Origin of the sequence: Legionella drancourtii LLAP12 (assembly GCF_000162755.2) — a bacterium.
Lineage (GTDB): Bacteria > Pseudomonadota > Gammaproteobacteria > Legionellales > Legionellaceae > Legionella > Legionella drancourtii.
Genome location: NZ_JH413801.1, coordinates 34,917 through 54,739 on the forward strand (window position 1 = coordinate 34,917; position 19,823 = coordinate 54,739).

Consider the following 19,823-nt stretch of genomic DNA (forward strand, 5'->3'; position numbering starts at 1 on the left):
AACGTGCTATCCAATCAGCGCTTAAGGCCTGTGATTATGCGAAAAAATTTTTAGAAACAAGTAAATTTTCTATTCATAATGCAAGCTTTGGCGAAGGATTGGGGTTTAGTAACTCGCTTAATATTGCAGATCCGGATGAGGCAAAAATTTTATTGGCTAGGTGGAATGAGTTCAACAAAGCAAGCCAGTCAGGTTCCCCTGATGCATCATTGTTACAGAAAAAGCCAGCAACTATATTTTGACCTTATTTTTTGTATAGTACCGATCAAAAAGTTTGTTTCTAAATTTATATGTAGGATTCCCATAGTTATTTGGAAGTTACTAATTAAATATTTAACTATTTGATTTTAAAATAAAATTTAATTAATCAATCGCCATTGGGGGCAGACCACAATGGCACTTACTTAAGACTTTTTATTTTGTCGTGCCGCTAATTCTACGCTGTCAGGCCAAGTTTGAACTACGCCACTTTATGTAAGAAGGTTCTAATTCTTCTTCAATTTTCTTTAGATAGGTCATTGTGTTATCAGGTGTAAAAAACAGATGTCTAATAATAGGAATTAAACCCAAACTTAGAACATCTAATATTTGAGTTATTAGAGAGAGCTCGAACCAAGATGGTTTATTTTGCTTTATGATTTCTAATTGTGCTTTGATATATGGCGAATTCTCTTGGCGTATAACTTCCTTATTGGCTAATTGATATAATTGAGTGGCTGCATCAAATCTTTTGTTCCATTGCGGCGAATTTGTTTTATTATTACTCACTTCAGTATACAGCGTCCTCAATAATTTCACCACTTTGTTGTTTGAACCCACCGGAATTTTAGAAAAGCCAAGTCCTTTAGCATTCTGATGTTTAATATAGGGAAGCACCTCTGATACCAGCATTTTTTCAATAGATGCAAAATATTGACTTTTTTCTACCAATTGTCTATTTATATTTTTGAGTGCTTCAACTGTATTTCTATTGCTCAACAATCGAGAAATCTCTTCCGGTTTATATTCCACCTTGTCGAAGCCATAAGTTGGTTTTATTAAAAATCTAGCCAATAATAGTACTTCTTCACTTGAAGTTCCTTCTAAAACTGTTTCTGAAACTTCTCGTTGAACTGCTTTTAAATATCCCCAAGCAAAATTCTTTTTATGGTCTACACATTCATAAGTTACAAGTTTTTTAGCAGACATTGCCTCTACTAATGATTGATCTCCTGTAACACCTACAATATCAGTAGCTATAAGGGGTAATACTTGCATTGAAGAAAAAGGCATTGATTCTGAGTAAAGCACACGATATTCCTTGTGTCCCGTGTCCTCAGTATCACGTTCATGAATAACTTGTTCGTTCTTCTTATCTATATCAATAAAAGAAATTCTAGTATATCCTTTTTTAATCAAGTCTTCTTTTAACATAACAAGGGCTTTTAATTTACCTTCAAAGTTCTCCCCTATACAAAGTACATCCTGAGATTTAGCAGAGTTTCCCATCAGCATGGCATGTTCTTGTAAGAAAAATTCTACAGGAGTGTATTTTTTACCTTTCGTGGTTTCCTTTTCTGAATTCCATGGCTTATAAGGCATGTGGTTGGAATAAAAAGTGGGATATTTTGTTCTATCATGACTGTACTGATAAGTGAAATCGCGTTGTGCACGATAGGCTAGATAGGATTCAAAGTCTTTGCCTAGATATGACTTTATTTTGGGATCCAATTGTTCAAAAGCATTTTGCAAAACTTCTGAACTAATAATCTCTCCCTTTGTTGCAGTAAGTAATGCGGGGCTTGGTATAACGCCTACATCGCCGCGTTTTTTATCAAAACCGCCTAAAATTCTCAATACAGATTTACGATTGACATCATTATCATACTCTGGCATCACAATGATAGGAAGTTTTGCTTCTTCGAGTGAAAACTCTTTTTCCCACTCAAAATGAGAATACCCAGCCTCAATACAGCAATTAATTTCATGATCTTCTGCTTTAAATTCCGAAATTATTTTAACTTGTATATTCGGATTAATAACTTTTACAAAACGATTAACTATTTCTTTGTTTTCATCATCTTTTACGACAATTATGACCGTTTCATTTTTTAATTCTTCTAGTTCTGATGAGGCAATAAATTTTTGTATGAAGTCAGCAATTTTTACTGTCTGGACAACATCACCACTCCCGTCGTAACATTTCGTTGTAAACAAACAAATAGCCATAGAGATACCTTATTAAAAACAAGTATTGCGCAATTATATATCAATATGCTCTTTTTTAATAGTTGGTCAGAAATGAGCATGATTTTTTAAACAAAGAAAGAAGCTATTAGGTTTATTAAAAAGCAGCTTTTTTCATCCGACTTTAGCGCATCTTTCAAAGATATCCCATTCAAGTTTATGGTCTGTCCCCTGGTTTTGCTATGTTTGTTTTTGCTGGTGTTGAATCTATTGGGGGCTTGTCTTCGCTAGGAGAAAAAAATAAGTCTCTTGAGAAGAATGTTAGCGAGGAGCCTCGTTTATTTTCACGCTGGGGGCGAGAGGTGCTAAATAACGAGTTATAAGAGTTTTGTGTTTGCGGTGCTAATTTACTCTGCTCTACTACATAGTCTCTAAACTGGATATGTTTTTCTGCTGTCATGGGCAGATATGGGTGAAAAAACTCTAATTTGCCTGTTGCAATTAAATGTAAAAGTTGTGATTGTTGTTCTTTTACTGCTTTGTCCCACAAGGTTTTACTATCTATTGATGAGTCTAAGAGCTCAAGCCAGGCTTGCCAATCGATTTTCATATACCTACTATTGAAGCTCGATGTTGCAAGATTATACAAAGCATTGGTAATCTGCTGTTGGCGATAGAACTCCCCTGTCTTTAAGCCGTTAGAAATTAACTCCCAGCTAATATCGTTCTTATTTGCATGAGTAAGCTTAGTTATCCAATAATAAAGGTGGTCTTCGAGGCAACCAATAGGTTTAAATTCAACCTGACAAAAGCCATAAACTCTCAATCCATTGTTCATCACTTGTTTGCTAATGTAGGTACTAAAACGGTATTGAGGATTTGCATAGTCTTTAATATTTGTTAAATTGAAATCAGCTGCTGTCTCAATTGCTTGTTGAATTCTTTGATTGACTTTCTCTTTATCTTCATAAGTGGTATGGGCCGCAAGGTTTTCTAGTCGTTTGGGGATTTTTACCAAGGCATAATATCTTTCTTCTTCTGTTAGTAAACTCGCCCAGAAAATGTGGCCAATATCATGGAGCCACATGAGAAAACAGCCACAACGATAACCATCGGCATTGTGGGGATTCGATAAAACAGATACGGCATATAAGGAAACAGGATGATAGGATTGTAAATGGAGATTTCTAAGCGTTGTGTTATTAACAGAGCCAAAGACGGGGTACATTTGCATGGGCTTAGTCGACATTTTACGGAGTAGAAAATTGATAAGTGAGTAAGAAGGGAGCCAAAGTGTATCATCCGCAGATTTGGTTGTACCTAAGAATGGGATGTTTTGAGCGAGTGCACGGGCTAAAGACTCAATCTGACTCTTTCTGTTTAAGAAGTAGGGGACGCCAAGAAGCAAGTGCTCAGAAGGAGGGCCTTGTAGAATGAAAGCTTCGATCTCGGCGAAATCGAGATGGTAGTGCATTTCCTCCATCTGCTTGAGAATACACTCTAAAAAGGCTCTACCTTCTGCTGTGAGTTCTTGCTGATTTGCAAGCCGTTCAACCGAAATCTGGCGTAATGTTTTTACGTCTTGGTCCTCGGGGCGTAGAGGTTGTTGTTCTGTGAACTGCGCTAAGGCGAGTAAATAGCTGTAAACGGTCATGCCCTGTTCAAAAGAGATAGTCTTTTCTTTGAGCAAGAATAGTAAATAGAGATAACAGTTCGTGTCATTAAAAATTTCAGCCTGATAATGACCTTCCTTAATCGCTTCAGCCAGTTGTTTAACCTGTTCTCGATCTACCTTGGCGATGGCTTTGTGGATTGCTTTATTTTTTTGGATAAAATGAAAGAGGCTGTCATAACTTACCGGTGGATACATAGGAAATCTTATCTATTATGGGTGAAAATGATGCATATTGTACTCGATATTTTTTTTTGTTACAGCTATCTGTGCTCTGGAGTAAAGATGATTTCTAGAGGAGGGATATGTGGAGGCAATGCCAAATAAAAAGCCTTAAGTAGGTGCCATTCGAGTCAGGTTGTTTTAATTGCCCATTTAATAACAAAACGATACACGCTATGCAATTTTCAACAGAACTTTTTTCAGCTTCTCTTTCCTCTATGCATTGGCGTATATATTTAGAGAGGAAGGTTGGGTCATCTTTATAGGCTTGTAGAGCTAACTCAGGATAGGTACTTAAAAAGTACTGTAATGTAGCGGGCGCATACATAGCCAAATCAAAATAGGATATATTTCCAGCTGGAAATGTATCTATTGGCTTGGTAGAGAGCAACCATTTGACTACGTCTAGATAGTCTAGTCTGATAGCGTAATGGAGAAGGTGTAGCGGCTGTCCATTAATCGGTTGGTTGATTGGATGAGGTATTTTTGAGAGAAGTAGTTCAATTATCCCTTCTTTATCAGAATAAAGTGCGCAGTCTAAAAGGATGCATAGTCTTATTGGTTCGTTTTCATAATAACGCTCTAGAGTCGCTTTGGTTAAAAACCATTCGACAGATTTAAGGGAACCGCTGGAAACCGCGGATAAAAAGAAACTGAAAAATTTATAATAGTATTCATGGATGCAGTCGTTATTATATCGATAAAGTAATTCCATTATTTTGAAATTATCATTCACAAAGGCGATATAAAAAGGCGCCCGTTCTCTAACTAGCCTGCCTTGCAACATAATAGGCTCGTCCTGTATGCAAGCAGGAAAGTGTTTAATTAGCCACTCTGCTATTTTATGACGATTATAACGAGCGGCTAAACCAAAGGGAGTAAAGTGATTTTTATTTTTTATATTTAATAAACAAGGGAATTTTTGAGCAAACCATTGGCTGATTTTGGTTTTATCTCCTCGAATGGCATTATGCAAGATTGTATTCACGTTTTTACTAGTCGCATTAACTAAATCAGGGAATGTCTCGGCTAACCATTTAGCTACATTTATATCCGGGTTATTTAAAGAATAATGCAATAAGGTTAAGTCATTCTTATCTTTTTCATAGGCATTTGCTTTATTAAAAATCGATTTAAATTTTTCTAACGACAAGTGGTTGGCGCAAAATGAAAGACCAGAGGTACCTTCATTATTCTTTTCTAATAGATCAAACCCTAAGACAATGTATCCTACATTTTAAATCATATGATTAGACTACAGGCTTATTTAACGCGCATACATTGCTCTAAACGTCGTGTTATTTCTGCTAATCCTAAATCACGCATCAGCCTTATATTATTCGCAGGAATTGTTTTAGTGTCGCCATAATAGGCTATGGCGCGATCCAGCATATCTTCCCTGAGAATATGGAGCATAGGGTAGGGGGCGCGATTGGTGTAATTTGTGACGTCATCTGCTTTGGTGCCATGGAAACGGTAGGCTGGGTGAAAGGTTGCTAATTGGTACACGCCTTGGTTTTTGGTCTGGGCTAGCGTTTCATTGGCAAGAGCAACGAAATCTAAATAGTCATAAAAATCACTTAAAAAGTGCGGAAAAAGAAGTAAGCTCGTGCCTATAGTTGGATTTAAGTTTAAGTGGTCGATTATCCCTGATAAAATCAGTAATCCCGACATTAAATTCGGTTGCGGTGCTTACCTCAATGCGAGCTGAGTTATTATCCATTTCCCGTTTTGCAAAAGGGCATAGATTAAGCGCAATGACTATTGATTGAATCCATTGAGTTGTTTGTTGAATATACATAGTTAGCCTATCTTGCGCACCAGTACTTTGCGACCCTTGATCTTGCCATGTTTAAAATGCTCATAGGCTTTGTCCACCTGTGTTTTATGAATAGCAACATAAGAATAGAGTGTGGTTATATCAATTTTTTCAATGCTGTTTCCCGCTAATCCCGCTTCTTTGGTTAAGGCACCTAAGATATCTCCAGGGCGAATTTTATCTTTGCGTCCAGCACTGATACACAGTGTGACCATCTCCGGTGAGACGATGGTAGTATCATTTTTATTAAGCTGGGTACTTGTTTCCCAGGTTATTGGCCGGCCTAACTCTTCTTCAATAAGGCAAAGGCGTTCTGCATCAGCAGGGGTGGTGATATTAAAAACTAATCCTTTGTGTCCTGCGCGTCCGGTACGACCAATTCTGTGAATGTGAACTGCTAAGTCAAAGGCAAGTTCATAGTTCACTACAGCTGGGAGTTCTTTAATATCTAAACCTCGGGCAGCGACATCAGTAGCCACTAAAATAGAGCAGCTTTTATTGCCAAAGCGAATCATCGCAAGATCACGGTCAATTTGTTCCATATCTCCATTTAGCATGGTGGCGCTAAAGCCTGCTTGAGTCAGTTGCCTGGATACTTGGTTTGTTTGTTCTTTGGTATTACAAAAAATAAGCGTTGAGGTAGGTTTGTGATGGCGTAATAAATCGTTTAATAAGGCAAATTTATCCTTGGCGTTATTGACTTCATAAAAATGTTGTTCAATGTTCAGTTCGTCGTGATTTTCTTCTATGGTTATTTTTTGCGGATCGCGCATAAATTCATCGGCAAGATTTTTAATTTCTGCCGGGTACGTTGCAGAAAATAATAAAGTTTGTCGCGTTGTTGGGCAGGTACGAATGATGTTTTTGATTTCATCAAAAAAGCCCATGTCGAGCATTCTATCTGCCTCATCTAAAACCAAGGTATTTAAGTGTTTTAACGACAATGAGTTTTTATCTAAGTGTTTTTGGATGCGACCAGGTGTGCCAACAACAATGTGAGCACCATGTCTTAGCGAATCAAGTTGGGGGGTGAACGGCATGCCGCCAGATAAATTCAGTACTTTTACATTGGGCAGCAGGCGCGCCAATCGGCGTATTGCCTGGCTGACTTGTTCTGCTAATTCACGCGTTGGGCACAATACTAATGCTTGGGTTGCAAAAAACTCCACTTTTAAATGATTCAAAAGTGTGAGTCCGAAGGCCGCTGTTTTGCCACTTCCTGTTTTCGCTTGGGCAATGACATCGATTCTTTTGAGCAGGGTAGGCAAGCTCTGCACTTGAATGGGAGTCATCTTCTCATAGCCTAACGAGGCAAGATTAGTGAGTAAGGTGTCGCGTAAGCCAAGATCAGAAAAAGATAAGTCAGTGTGCATAGTAGAATGCCTTATAAGAATTAGCGCATAGTGTAACACATAATGACAGTCTGGTGTTGGCTAGGGCGAAGATTTGCCCTAGCAGTAATCCATTTCATGGTTGGATTTGTAATAGTGGTTAGAGGAATAATACTTAGAATTTGCTAATTATTTTTTAGATCTTACTTAATCAGGACGTAGAAGTTAACATAAAACCTCATTGAGTTCTTTTACGAATAACTAATAAAATTCATTGATCTTTATGTGCATTTTTTATTAAAATGTATTAGATCTAGAGATTGAACTATTTCAGTCTCTAGTTCAAATCCATAGAAAAAATAGGAACTGTAGCAAAAGGAAAGGCTACTAATTTAAGAATTTTTCTAATGTATTCATACATAAAAGGGCTGTTCTCATGTCATTATCATTTTTTCAAGCATTAAACCCATTATCAATTCAGTCTGGCATTAAGTATTCCTTAGCTAAAGAATACTATTCTGATCAACTAAACATATTCCGGGTTTTGCCCCTTATTCTGAGTCAAGATTTCCCTTGCCAAAAACCAAGAAATGATTGATGCGACAGTAAGTGAGTCTATTCGTGCTGCAATTCATAATGATGCAAATTTTATAGAGGGCATTATTACAACATTTAATATTCTCATTGGCGGTCATTATGATTTGCGTTTAAAAGGAAGGAATGATAACAAAGGTGGTGCAAAAGGCGTATTGGATTTCTTAATATTACCTTTACTTGCGCGAAAATTAATTGCTGACACTTTCTTACCTGAGCGAAGCAATATTTTAACGAATGCACTCGCCTGGACTGTTGCTCTTCCTATCGAAATTGCACGATTTAGCGCAGGTATTGCGTTAACCTTACTTCTTGCTCCTGTTGTTGCAGTGGTACACTTGATTAAAGCCTGTATGCCTAATCAAGCTCAAGAATCTATTTCTACAGCCGGCTTGACTTTATAAATATTTAGTCACTCATTTCATCGCATAATTATTTGTTATGCGATGAAAAAAACATTTAATTTATTAAATTTAAGAATAAAGTTATTAAATTGCTTTTCAAACACAGACATATGTGTTCGGTGTGGATTGAGCAATACTCCAAACGCTGCCATTGTAATTATATGCCTTGCTATTTACATTCAATGCTATGCCTGAGCCCATAGGCTACAATTTTGTACTATTTACAGCTACCTATTCTTATAGAACTTTCAATTTGAGCTGATAATTCTTCCGAATAATCCCAAGAATCAATCAATTCCTTAATTTCACCCGTAGCTTCATCTGAAGCGTTTTTATTTCGGTCGTTTTTAATTTCTCTATCTGCGTTATGTTTAAGCAATAAGAGTACTAACTCCTTATTTCTCATTCTCACCGCTCTTATTAGACAAGTATTCCCAGATAATAATCGTTTATCAATGTTTATTCCTGGAGTTGAAAGAAGTTCATTCACTCTATTCCAATCTGTATTTAGGGGGATAAGGCATAAGTTAAAGAGTTTATCATCAAGAGACAATTCTCGTTTGCCTTGAAAAAGAGTTGTCAGAGTGGGTAATTTAATTTTTTCGGAAAAAGAGGGATACATTTTGTTAACGAAAGCTATAAATTCATTTACAGGAACTCTCGCAATAACGTTCGGTGTTTTAGTACTTAACACTGCTCCTCATAGTCCTCTCTCTAGCATGGAATATTTTTATTGGTTTATTTTTGATCAAAAACAATAAGATTACAAGAGGAAGGGCTTCATAAAATGTCATATCAATAGGTAGATATTAAGTGCAATATGGCTTGTTTAGCCTAAGATTTTCGCAATTTTCCTACCCGATAAGCCATGGTCTAATAATTCTCTGATCTTATCAATATGTCTGGCACCTTGGGCGTGAAATTTAGGTTAAATCGCTTCTTTTTTTGTATTTACAATAAGCTATGCGGTAATGTACTTTGATGTGTTAAACTTAAAAATCATGAAATGCAGGAAGCAATTATGTGGGACGAGAATAAACAAGTATACTTGCAGCGTCTATCTAAGATTTCCCCCTATTTAAAAGACAGCAAATTTATTGAGGCACAAGATCTGGTCGCATTACTTTCACAAGTAATCCATTCTGGCGATCGAGTTTGCATTGAAGGCGATAATCAAAAACAAGCCAGTTTTTTGGCTGCGGCAATGACAGAATTAGATCCGGCGCAAGTCAATAATTTGCATATGATTCAATCGGCAATTGCCTTACCTGAGCATTTAAATATTTTTGAAAAAGGCATTGCGAGTAAAATCGATTTTGCTTACTCCGGTCCTCAATCGGTGCGTCTTGCAAATATGGTAAAAAATAAAAAAATCGAGATAGGAAATATTCACACTTATAATGAGCTTTTTGGTCGCCTGGTCACTGATTTAATTCCTAATGTTTGTTTGTTGATGGCCGATAAAGCCGATCAACAGGGCAATTTATATACTGGTGCCAATACTGAGGAAACACCCGCTATTATCGAGGCGACTAATTTTAAAAACGGTGTGGTTATTGTACAAGTAAATGAAATTGTTGATACCTTACCCCGGGTTGATATCCCAGGGGATTGGGTAAATGTCATTGTGAAAGGGCCACAACTCTCTTATATTGAACCGCTTTTTACGCGGGATCCTGCGCAAATTGATGAAATTAAAATCTTAATGGCAATGATGGTTATTAAAGGAATTTATGCCCCGTACCAAGTAAATACCTTAAATCATGGGGTGGGTTTTAATACCTGTGCTATTGAATTACTTTTACCTACCTATGCTGAATCCTTAGGCTTAAAGGGCAAAATATGCCAGCACTGGGTTGTTAATCCATTACCTACATTAATTCCGGCTATAGAAGCTGGATTTGTAAAAACAATCTATCCTTTTGGTGGGGAAGTGGGAATGAATGATTATGCGGCAGCGCGACCAGATATTTTCTTTACTGGCAAAGATGGAAGTTTGCGTTCCAATAGGATGCTGGGACAATTAGCTGGGCATTATGCCTGTGATGTTTTTATTGGTGCTACATTACAAATTGATATTGAGGGAAATAGTTCTACCGCCATTAATGGGCGCATTGCGGGTTTTGGTGGCGCGCCGAATATGGGGTGTGATGCGCCCGGACGACGACATACATCCTATGCCTGGTTAAAAGCAGGGCAAGAGCGAAGCTCTGCCCTAGGTGCCAAAATGCCACGCGGCAGAAAACTGGTCGTGCAAATGGTGGAAACATTCCAAGGCCCAACCCAACCTACCTTTGTCGAAAAATTAGACGCCTGGGCATTGCAAAAAGAGATGGATAGTGAATTGCCTGCGGTGATGATTTATGGCGATGATGTAAGTCATGTAGTCACTGAAGAGGGCATTGCTAATCTTTTATTGTGTCGTAATCTCGCAGAACGAGAACAGGCCATCAGGGGTGTTTCAGGCTATACCGAAGTTGGGATCAAGAGAAACAAAATCATGGTCAATGAATTGCGTGCAAGAAAAATCATCCAGCGTCCTGAAGATTTAGGGATTAAAGCAGCTGATGCCACGCGCGATCTATTAGCGGCCAAGTCTATTCGTGAATTGGTTGATTGCTCCCAAGGGTTATACGCACCCCCCGTAAAATTTAGAAACTGGTAGGGTCCAAAATATGGAAAAAATGGAATTTCATTTTACTGTCACCGCAGCGCGTTTAGAGGGTAAAAAAGTCGTTTGTGGGGTTGTCGGCTCAGGTAATTTGGAGGTTATTGTTGAGACCAATAAAAGCCCAGAAACCTTATTTAAGATTCAAACTTCTGTAGCGCATTATAAACCGATTTGGAATAGGGTAATTGAGGATTTCGTTAACGAGTATCAGCCTGCTGATCTGCTCTTCACGATTAATGATAATGGCGCAACACCTGCTGTTGTTTCCTTACGCTTGCGCCAAGCTTTAGAGGCATTTAAAGGTTATCATCGTCAGGGGACTAATTATTTGGAATTAGATGCTCGTGCGCGTATTAATGCACTTTTTGATAAGGATTCTTTTGTTGAATGGTTTGCCGATGAGAAGCAGTACAGTCCCCATCTGGCCATTTTAAATTTACCCGGTGAGGCGGATGATGGCATCGTCATTGGTGCTGCCAGCCTGAATGAGAAAAAAGTTCTTGTTGCCGCGCAACAAAAAGATTTTATGGGTGGCGCGGTGGGGGAAATCCATGGTGCAAAGTTGACGGGCTTATTTAAAGCCGCCGTTAAGGCCTCAGTCGATGCGGTTATTGTCTTGATTGATAGTGGCGGCGTGCGTTTACACGAAGCAAATGCGGGTGAAATTGCTATTTCTGAAACCATCCGCGCCATTTTTGAGGCAAGAAATCATGGGGTGACTACCTTGGGGGTGGTTTGTGGTAAAAATGGTGCTTTTGGTGGTATGGGCATTATTTCGGGTTGTCTGGATTATCTGATTATTAATGAAATTGGCCGTATTGGGGTATCTGGGCCAGATGTAATTCAAGCGGTTGCTGGTGTCGAAGCTTTTGATGCCCAAGATAGGGCACTAGTCTGGCGTGTTTATGGTGGCAAAACCCGCTATTTGCAAGATGTTGCCCAAGGGTATGTGGGGGCTGATATTGCGCCATTGCGCGAGGAACTCATTGCCGCTTTGCCTAAGAAAGTACCTATTGATCTTGATTCGGTGAAACAAAAACAGAGCCTGCTGAAAAAACGTCTTTTGGATACGCAAGGATGCCAAGAAGAAGGGGAGTATCTACGTAAAATTGCCCCCGATTTTGCGACTTCGCTTTTTGATATGAATGAGAATGATTTTTTAACGGCCGCTAAAACAATTCGGTCGGATGAATAATTATAAGGACTAAGATATGATCTTATTAAAGGACTTATTAAAGCAGATATTTTCTCAGGAAATTCAGTTAGCCGAGGAACATTCTGTTGTTTACGGACAAGCAAAACTCAATAAGCAATCGCTGCATATTTTGGGTGTTAAAGAGTCCACTTTTCTAGGAGCTGAGCAAGCCTTGATCTTAGCAGAAAAAGTGATTGCCATTCTGGAAAGCCAATCTACAGCTCCCGTTCTTCTTTTAGTCGATGTTGCCGGACAGCAATTAACCATGCGCGATGAATGGTTAGGCATGGAACAATATTTTGCGCATTTGCTCGAAGCATTGGAATGTTTACGCAAGCAGGGGAATCCATTAGTTTCTCTGGTGTGTAATCAGGCGCTCGGCGGTGCTTTTATTGCCTATGGCTTGATGGCAGATACCATTTTAGCCTTGCCTGATGCACAATTAGCGGTAATGTGGCTTGAAGGTATTGCAACCATTACTAAAATACCTTTGGCTCAGCTGCAAGAGCTTAGTAAAACACTGCCGGTATTTGCGCCAGGTGTGGATAATTTCTATAAGCTAGGTGGCTTACATGCGATTGTTCCGGTGGGTGAACTTGCTGAAAAAATCGCTGGCGCAATCCAACAGCATGGCACTCCAGATATGCGCGCTCTTTTAGGAATGGAGCGTGGTGGCAGAACACTGGCTTTCCCGATTATTAATAAAGCGATGAGCCATTCATGAGTGCGCAACGCCATGATCTTATTTATCTTGAGCACCAGGTACCTTTTTCAATTAGTACTTTGCATGCCGATAAACATATGATTGAACAACAGGTTGTTGCATGGCTAGCGCAAGGGCTGCCCTGTATTTATGCCAAACAAGCACGAGATGATGCTACGCTCAATCTTGGTTTGCCGCTTTTTTTTGCAGAGAAGAAGCATCGTGTAGGTTTAAGAGTAAAGCCGTCAGCTGTCGTGAAGCAACAATCACTTCCGCAATTAATTGAAATGCAAGATTACTTTCGCCGTTGTCATGGACTTAGTGATATTTTGGCGACATTAAATAGTATCAGTGGTTCTGATATTGCTGTTTATGGTTCATTTTTATTTCACTATCTCTCAGGACAACCTAGTGTTAATCAGGCTTCAGATCTTGATTTGCTTATCAATTATCAAGGATGGAGTTTAGCTACTTTGCATGAATTAATTAGTGTCTTAAGCAGAAAATTGCAACGCACTATTGATGGTGAAATACGTTTTCAGCAAGTAGGGGATATCCCAATCAAAGAATTATTGAATTTGTCCGCAACCGAGTTTTTGTGCAAAAATCACGACGGGGTTGCCTTGATTCCAAGAATGAAACTTTATGAACACTATCCGTTGTTGTGAACGCTCACTAGCCAAAATGGCGGTTAGAGCCTTATATTTTGAAGTGAAAGCCTATCCCAAGCCGGGCTTAGTGAGTTTTATTGATTCTGGAGCGCACAAGGATATGGATGGGGTAACGTTTTACCGCAGTTTGTTTAGCTTGCGCCATTATTTTTATCAAATCGCAAAACAAGGATTAGTAACTCAGTCTTTTGAATCATTAAAACACACGGCCATTCGCGCCGAGCAGCGTATGTTGGAAAAAACACAAGGCATTAATACACATCGTGGCGCTATTTTTTCTTTAGGACTTTTTTGTGTTTCGGCGGCACGCTTAGCGCAGAACAAAGAACAATTTACTCCGGTTGATTTGCAGCAACAGCTAATACTGGATTGGCAAGGGCCTTTAGCTCATCATAAAGGCAATCCGGACAGTCATGGTGCTGTCGTGCGTCGCGAATACATGGTGATTGATGCCCAACAAATGGCAATGAGCGGGTATGATTTACTCTTTCAACTGCTTCCTTCTTTTATTGAGCTTTTTGTCGAGACTCAATCGCTTGATACCGCGTGCTTATCGATGTATTTAGAGTTATTGTTGCGTGTTGATGATACGAATATTCTGTATCGAAAAGGCGAGCTTGGTTTAAATTATGCAAAATGCAGTGCTGCGCAATTACTGGCTATTGCTTGTTGGCAAACACGTCGCCAAAAGGCACTGGAAATTCATCAGCTATTTTCAGAGCAAGGTATTAGTCCGGGGGGCGTAGCAGATTTGATTGGTGTTTTATTATTTCTTGGACAATTATTTTGTGAGCAACTTCGATGTCATTACTAATTGCTTTTTCAGGTCAAGGTTCGCAGCATGGTAAAATGTTTGCCTGGTTAAATACGGACAGTTTTGGTCAGCGATGGCTAAAGGATGCCAGTAACCTGCTTAATCTGGATTTATTGGATGAATCAGCCGTAAGTATGGCGTGTACTGATGTAGTGCAAGTCCAATGTTTAATTGCTATTTTATCAGTGGGAGCTTTCTATGCCGTGAAAAAGCAAATTAATTTAAATCCTGCTTTTCTCTGCGGCTATAGTTTAGGAGAGACTTCTGCGTTTTGCGCCAGCGCTAATTTAAGCCTGGCTGAGATCTATGCCTTAGTAACAACACGCGCACAATGCATGCAACAAGCAATTACTCAACCTAGTGGGATGGCGGTGTTAAAGGGGAATATCAATTTTGCCCAAGTAACACAATTAACAAAGGCCCATGCCTGTTATCTGGCGATTATTAATGCGGAGGATCATTATATTATTGGCGGTTTGTTAGCGGATTTGGATGCGTTACTGCATGCCGCTAAAAATCGTGGGGTAATGAAGGCAGAAAAATTAGCCGTGAAGTTGCCAGCGCACACGTCCTTACTTGCACCGGCAACCGTTAATTTTGCTGAATATTTGCAACAATTTGCTTCGTTACCACTGCAATACCCTATATTAAATGCATTGACACAGGAACTTATTTTTACCAGCAAAGAGATACTACCTATTTTAGCCAGAGAACTTTCGGAAACGCTACATTGGGAGCGGGTTCTAAGCATTGCCAAAGAGTATGGTGGTTCATTTTTTTTAGAATTAGGACCAGGTGCTGCTTTAAAAAATATGGCATTGGCTGCTGTGCCACAATTAAAAGCGTATAACATGGAAGGATTTCGCTCTGTACATGGTTTAGCTGCGTTTTTGCAGACAAGTGGTTAGTTTTTTATTATTGGTATATAGACCTGAGGTACTGTCACCTTTATCTTGCGTTGTAACGAAAAACGCCCTTCTCCCATTGCTAAGAGAATGGCGTTAACGCCTATGGTGCAGGCGATCTAATCTAACATTATTCGATTAATCGAAATGCCTGGGGCTTTCTGTTTCTATGGGGCTATAATCTACCCAATTTTCATTGAGCTCTTCAGCTTGCATCTCGTTTATTAGGTGCTCTTGTAAGGGCTTAAGGTATGTGTCAAATGATGTTGAAGATGTTGTAGGTAAATACATCGTTGACCAATGACGTGGTATTGCTGAGATTTTCTTAATTTCTTCCAGTCTTGTGTTAAGTAGGCTGAGATTCGCGGCTTGAAAAAATAAATTTTCCAATTCCTTGGTATATAAAGCAATTTTTTCTTCTATATAGCTATTAGTATATTCATTAAGCATGCTCAATCGCGCAATTTCATGAGTTAAATACATGGCAATGTATTGAGTTATTGCATCTACTGTATAGGCTCCTTGAAAGGAGGTATGGGGAATAAATTTTTTAAAATAAGCGTAAAAATTCTCGGATGATTGAGGATTAAACCAATTGCACGAGTAATGATGATTCTTAGCGATTTTTGCCGTTTTTACAAAAAAATCTGCAGTTAATTGATAGGTATTTTGTTCGAATTTATTGGTGATTAATTGGCTTAGTATTTCTTTATATTGATTAATCTTATCTTCTAATGCTGTTGTATTTTGGGTTGAGGCAACAATGAGTTTTGCTTCGAGTCGAAAGAGTTCTAACTTAATAAATTCATATAACTTTTCTCGCATTAAGTCTGGTTTTTGGGTCTCATCCTCCGTTGTTTTTTCTTGCTCCGATCTATTTAGGGCTGCTGATTTGCATTCATCGATAAAAATCTTGATTGCATTCTGCGTTTTTTTAGAATCATAAACATAACACATCTCAAATGAGTAAAACTCATCAAACTGTTCTGGATGAAGCCATGTATCCGGTAAAAATCCCTGGGCATCATATAGATGAACATGAATGCCATTTCCTGCTTCGTTGGGTACCACAAATCCTGATAAGGCATGGCTGCCATAAATTTTTTTTAAAGTAGCAAAAAGAATTAAATGGCTATAAGCAGGAATTTGTTTGTTCGTTAAGTAGTTAACAAACTGCGTGTAATTTAAACCGTACCCTGAAAGACGATAGCTTATTTTTGTTTCATCCATAGTAAGCATCCGTGGATGTAGTTGTTCAATATAGCCTGGAATTAATGGGGGAAGGGTGGGTAATGGCGTTACATTTGGAAAAAAAGTGCCTTGGTTTTCTAAAAGTGCATTATAAGCGTGCAGTGTTACTTCAATGCAATTAATAAAGCGGCCCCAATGATAACCAGCATTCATGGTTTGTAGCTTTTGCATGGCGATGGAGAGCCATTCTGGTTGCTCCAGATTCTTCCCACCGTAGATATATTGCAAAAAAGTAGAGGCTAATTTCATAATAAGTCCGAGAAAAATTTTCTTCATTTTTCCTTATTTAAATTTCAAGGTCAATGAGAAAATCTTGGCACGATTGAGCATAAGAGATAGGGGGTAACCACTTTTTTAAGGCGGTCGATTGCTGTGGCGTTTTTATCAACCGGTGACGATAAGCATGCTCTCTATAGCGAACAGCTGTGAGTTAACTTATATTTTTCATACTGGCAGATTCTTCGGGTTGTGGTTCTACATGGTCTGAGTGGTCTGCTGACCTAAGTGCATGTAATTGCTCTTTAAAATGTGATATTGTTGCCGCAAAGCGCCCACTTGATTCTTTTTTATCATTTTTAACCGAAAGAGCCTTATTCTCTTGTTCATATTTATTAACAATCCTATGGAGTTCTTCTTTTTTAGTTTGTAGTTCTTCCTCCGATAACTCCGGCTTTAACTCCCTTTTAAATTCAGTAATTTCAGCTTCAAAAGCGGATGCAATTTTGTTTCGCTCTGCAGTTAAGTTCGAACCGGTTATTTTATCTTTAAGTGCAAATATGGTAGTTAAAAAACCGCCTTTTTTATAGGTATTCACTTGTTCATTAATGATGTTAGCACTTTTATCAATGGCTTGTAGCATCCCCATATAAATTTGATTTGCAGGTGTTTCATACATATCTCCTTTATAAGCTTCATAATAAACTACTTTAGATTTTATGCCAGTGAGTTTTGATGATGGATTATCAAAACTCACTACTTGGGCTTGACTAATATCAATACCCGATTGACTAAAATGCTCTAGTAACCGATATACATTAAATAGAGAAGGCCTATAGTGACCACTGTGCGTGGTAATTTTTTTCAAAACGCCATTCTCAATTTGTATCTCTCCAGCAGCAACAACAGGTACTCCTGAATTCATTGATGAGTGGGCAATTCGATCGCGCATACGATTATGGACAAACACCGAGAGTTCACCGTTTGCATTTAAGGTAAAAGCTCCAAAGCCTGGTTTGTTATGAGAATGCATCAAGGAAGTATCAAAATTTGTTCCATTTTTCATAAACGTGCCCTTGCTAATAATAACTCTAAGTTCAGCACGTTGTCGCTCGTCTAAAAAGATAGTTTTTGCATGGAGATCGAGCATTTTAGAGTCATAATTGACATCGAGTAGCTCTTTTTGTTTAATTGCTGCGGCTACTTCAGGTGAGCTATTCTTTTTTTTCAATGGGGTTGCTGTCGGAATTACTGTAGCGGGATTAAAGGGAATTCTGCTAGGTGATTTACCTGGGATATAACCAGGATTATCTGTTTTATATTTATTTCTTTCTTCCATTAGCTCAATAAGTTGCCCATTAATATCTTGTGGATCTTGGATATCTAAAGCATAAGTAAGAAACATAAGCGCTTCTTTTTTAATGTTTTTTTTATTTTGATTCTGTATATCATTACTGGAATAGACAGACCAGGCAAAATCTATCCTTTCAGCTAAGGTACCACTTTTTTCTTTATAGATTCTTCTATTTTTTAAGTCCTGTATAGTGAGCGTCATTTTTTTCTCAAAACGTCCATTATGTTTATATATTATAGCTTTAGATTAAATTTTATGCATTCGGGCTTTGTTTTTGTATAGTATTGCCATGCTAAACGCTCTGAGTTAACGGAGTGATAAGAAGAATACTGAACTTTCAGTAAACATGCGTGACTAATGACAGCAGCATTAGTTAGCCTATAGCCTCAGTAATTTCAAGATTCTACCCCCATGAATAAAGACATTGATACCCTCATGTTGGTCAAAGAGGCATTCGCTCACTGGCGAGCCACTCGTTTAAAGCAAGGTAAAATCCCTGATTATCTATGGGGGGGAAGTCAGGAGGCTCTTAAATGATTATCCCCCTTGTAAAAATCTGTAGCGCACTGAGTATCAGCAGGGTTCAAATCAGAGAAAAACTACTCCCCAAAGAGGATGTTGCTATTCAATTTGTTGAGGTAAAGAAGAAACTATTGCCTCTGGTTACTATGCCATTCTGCGAGCAAGACGATGTTTGTGCCAGTGCGCTTAACTCAAGTCTGATATTGAGTTGGGAATTTATCACAGGTTTATTGAAAATATCCTATTTATGCAACAACGCCATGCGCAAGAATAAGATGGGATTTATCCCATTGCATTAGAATGGGATAAAAGCTTCTGGGGGATGAATACTATTGGAAGTTCATACCCATATTTTCTTGTTGTGGGGTCTGTGCGGAGTTTCTAAGAGAGTTGATAGCACCACCGATTAAATCAATCAGATTTACTAGCGGGCTTAAAATAGCAGCAATTATCAGCAAGGGTGAGAACAGTAAACATTTTCCGCTCTCTAAAAAATGTTTTCCAGCATCTGAAAAATCAAATTTAAGTAATTCTGAAAACCCGATTAAAAGCTCTCCACCAGCATTAACCAATAGAGACATTGTTCCTAGAGAAAGCAGAATCGGCGCTGTAATAATAGATGCTGCACGCAGGCTAAAATCTTTACCAGATTGGTACGAAGAAAAAAAACTAACTTTTCTCTTCGAATCTAATAAGGGTATAAGTGTAGCTCCAATCAATTTTTCATTAGTGTTTCTGTGGTCAGTCATAGGTAATCTCCAAAAATTAAGCCTTATTATACGTCATAAAGTAAAAAAAACAAACAAATTGTTATTTTATATAAAATTGGGGCACCGTCAATGTAAGCAAAATGCACGCTTAACCAAGTCGCCTACTCGAACCGTCATAACTCAGTGTAATCCTATTCATGATTCCATTATTGCCGACTGCACGCTGGAGAAGAAGATATGGCTATTAATTGGCTTTGGCTCAAATTGACTCAAAGAGTGCATTATCATTTATGTGCTAAATTTAAAATAACTTTGGTATAGGGATATTTAACATATGGACAAATTTATAATCAATATGCTGCTGATGTTCTTTTTTCTCTTGGCTCAAACCGCGGAGGCCACCCAGCAAGAAGCTCAGGAATTATGTGTACAGAAAACGGTAAGTAGATGTCTTTATCAATGTCAAAAAACAAATATTATCAATTGCACACAAGCTTGCCCAGAAAATGCCAAAAACCAATGCCGTCAGGCAGGGGAATAGGTTAAACAGGAGGCATGATTCCAAGCTCTCCAAATAGATACCTAATAATTATTTAAATATTT

Annotated in this window: 20 protein-coding genes and 1 pseudogene; 11 read left to right on the forward strand and 10 right to left on the reverse strand. The window is 38.4% G+C overall.

Features of this window, described 5'->3' with window-relative positions; translation table 11 throughout:
* A partial coding sequence (locus tag LDG_RS19485; RefSeq protein WP_040534243.1) for a DUF5630 domain-containing protein occupies positions 1-242 on the forward strand: 242 nt, incomplete at its 5' end.
* A 202-nt stretch (positions 243-444) separates the two neighbouring features.
* Here LDG_RS19485 and LDG_RS02665 read toward each other — a convergent pair.
* From LDG_RS02665 to dbpA, 6 genes are all read right to left on the reverse strand, one after another.
* Entirely contained in the window at positions 445-2,208 is a 1,764-nt protein-coding gene (locus LDG_RS02665; RefSeq protein WP_006869578.1) for a hypothetical protein, read from the reverse strand.
* Between the two features lie 175 nt (positions 2,209-2,383).
* Positions 2,384-4,036, reverse strand: coding sequence for a hypothetical protein (locus LDG_RS02670; protein ID WP_006869579.1), 1,653 nt, complete (start codon positions 4,034-4,036; stop codon positions 2,384-2,386).
* Positions 4,037-4,130: 94 nt separating this feature from the next.
* Complete coding sequence (locus LDG_RS02675) at positions 4,131-5,213, reverse strand: ankyrin repeat domain-containing protein (RefSeq protein ID WP_006869580.1); 1,083 nt, start codon at positions 5,211-5,213, stop codon at positions 4,131-4,133.
* 110 nt (positions 5,214-5,323) lie between these two features.
* A complete protein-coding gene (locus LDG_RS02680) occupies positions 5,324-5,734 on the reverse strand; it encodes a DUF1415 family protein (RefSeq protein ID WP_050805507.1) in 411 nt (136 codons plus the stop codon).
* A complete protein-coding gene (locus LDG_RS20660) occupies positions 5,637-5,861 on the reverse strand; it encodes a DUF1415 family protein (RefSeq protein ID WP_083821366.1) in 225 nt (74 codons plus the stop codon). The genes LDG_RS02680 and LDG_RS20660 overlap by 98 nt, the downstream gene beginning before the upstream one ends.
* A gap of 2 nt (positions 5,862-5,863) precedes the next feature.
* Positions 5,864-7,252 (reverse strand): ATP-dependent RNA helicase DbpA, encoded by a 1,389-nt coding sequence (dbpA, locus tag LDG_RS02685; RefSeq protein WP_006869583.1) that lies wholly within the window; start codon positions 7,250-7,252, stop codon positions 5,864-5,866.
* Positions 7,253-7,800: 548 nt separating this feature from the next.
* On the opposite strand from dbpA, the gene LDG_RS02690 reads away from it, so the two are divergent.
* Complete coding sequence (locus tag LDG_RS02690; protein ID WP_006869585.1) at positions 7,801-8,208, forward strand: hypothetical protein; 408 nt, start codon at positions 7,801-7,803, stop codon at positions 8,206-8,208.
* Positions 8,209-8,425: 217 nt separating this feature from the next.
* Here LDG_RS02690 and LDG_RS02695 read toward each other — a convergent pair whose 3' ends face one another.
* The gene (locus LDG_RS02695; protein ID WP_040534246.1) at positions 8,426-8,902 is read right to left on the reverse strand and encodes an ankyrin repeat domain-containing protein; all 477 of its coding nucleotides are present in this window, start codon (positions 8,900-8,902) and stop codon (positions 8,426-8,428) included.
* Positions 8,903-9,229: 327 nt separating this feature from the next.
* Between LDG_RS02695 and mdcA the strand changes: the two genes are divergently transcribed.
* From mdcA to LDG_RS02725, 6 genes are read left to right on the forward strand one after another with little or no spacing between them, the layout of a single operon-like run.
* Positions 9,230-10,873: a malonate decarboxylase subunit alpha gene (gene mdcA / locus LDG_RS02700; RefSeq protein ID WP_006869588.1), complete on the forward strand. Its 1,644-nt coding sequence runs from the start codon at positions 9,230-9,232 to the stop codon at positions 10,871-10,873.
* A gap of 10 nt (positions 10,874-10,883) precedes the next feature.
* Positions 10,884-12,074: a biotin-independent malonate decarboxylase subunit beta gene (locus LDG_RS02705; protein WP_006869589.1), complete on the forward strand. Its 1,191-nt coding sequence runs from the start codon at positions 10,884-10,886 to the stop codon at positions 12,072-12,074.
* A 16-nt stretch (positions 12,075-12,090) separates the two neighbouring features.
* The gene (locus tag LDG_RS02710) at positions 12,091-12,798 is read left to right on the forward strand and encodes a biotin-independent malonate decarboxylase subunit gamma (RefSeq protein ID WP_006869590.1); all 708 of its coding nucleotides are present in this window, start codon (positions 12,091-12,093) and stop codon (positions 12,796-12,798) included.
* Positions 12,795-13,445: a malonate decarboxylase holo-[acyl-carrier-protein] synthase gene (mdcG, locus tag LDG_RS02715; protein ID WP_006869591.1), complete on the forward strand. Its 651-nt coding sequence runs from the start codon at positions 12,795-12,797 to the stop codon at positions 13,443-13,445. The genes LDG_RS02710 and mdcG overlap by 4 nt, the downstream gene beginning before the upstream one ends.
* Entirely contained in the window at positions 13,423-14,262 is an 840-nt protein-coding gene (locus LDG_RS02720; protein ID WP_006869592.1) for a triphosphoribosyl-dephospho-CoA synthase, read from the forward strand. The genes mdcG and LDG_RS02720 overlap by 23 nt, the downstream gene beginning before the upstream one ends.
* The gene (locus tag LDG_RS02725) at positions 14,250-15,170 is read left to right on the forward strand and encodes an acyltransferase domain-containing protein (protein ID WP_006869593.1); all 921 of its coding nucleotides are present in this window, start codon (positions 14,250-14,252) and stop codon (positions 15,168-15,170) included. The genes LDG_RS02720 and LDG_RS02725 overlap by 13 nt, the downstream gene beginning before the upstream one ends.
* Positions 15,171-15,305: 135 nt before the next feature.
* Here LDG_RS02725 and LDG_RS02730 read toward each other — a convergent pair whose 3' ends face one another.
* Together LDG_RS02730 and LDG_RS18325 are read right to left on the reverse strand one after the other, a co-directional pair.
* The gene (locus tag LDG_RS02730) at positions 15,306-16,694 is read right to left on the reverse strand and encodes a hypothetical protein (RefSeq protein WP_006869594.1); all 1,389 of its coding nucleotides are present in this window, start codon (positions 16,692-16,694) and stop codon (positions 15,306-15,308) included.
* A gap of 154 nt (positions 16,695-16,848) precedes the next feature.
* Positions 16,849-18,189, reverse strand: coding sequence for a hypothetical protein (locus LDG_RS18325; protein WP_006869595.1), 1,341 nt, complete (start codon positions 18,187-18,189; stop codon positions 16,849-16,851).
* A 332-nt stretch (positions 18,190-18,521) separates the two neighbouring features.
* Here LDG_RS18325 and LDG_RS20025 point away from each other — a divergent pair, with 332 nt between their 5' ends.
* Complete coding sequence (locus LDG_RS20025) at positions 18,522-18,809, forward strand: hypothetical protein (protein WP_006869597.1); 288 nt, start codon at positions 18,522-18,524, stop codon at positions 18,807-18,809.
* 30 nt (positions 18,810-18,839) lie between these two features.
* On the opposite strand, the gene LDG_RS02745 is transcribed toward LDG_RS20025, so the two are convergent.
* Complete coding sequence (locus LDG_RS02745; RefSeq protein ID WP_040534250.1) at positions 18,840-19,259, reverse strand: hypothetical protein; 420 nt, start codon at positions 19,257-19,259, stop codon at positions 18,840-18,842.
* 82 nt (positions 19,260-19,341) lie between these two features.
* Between LDG_RS02745 and LDG_RS20805 the strand changes: the two are divergent.
* Both LDG_RS20805 and LDG_RS02750 read left to right on the forward strand, forming a co-directional pair.
* Positions 19,342-19,449 (forward strand): annotated as a pseudogene (locus tag LDG_RS20805) (IS701 family transposase); the annotation flags it as partial.
* Positions 19,450-19,554: 105 nt separating this feature from the next.
* Positions 19,555-19,761 carry a hypothetical protein gene (locus tag LDG_RS02750; RefSeq protein ID WP_006869599.1) on the forward strand — a complete coding sequence of 69 codons (207 nt, stop codon included), beginning with the start codon at positions 19,555-19,557 and terminating at the stop codon, positions 19,759-19,761.
* The last annotated feature ends 62 nt before the right edge of the window (positions 19,762-19,823 follow it).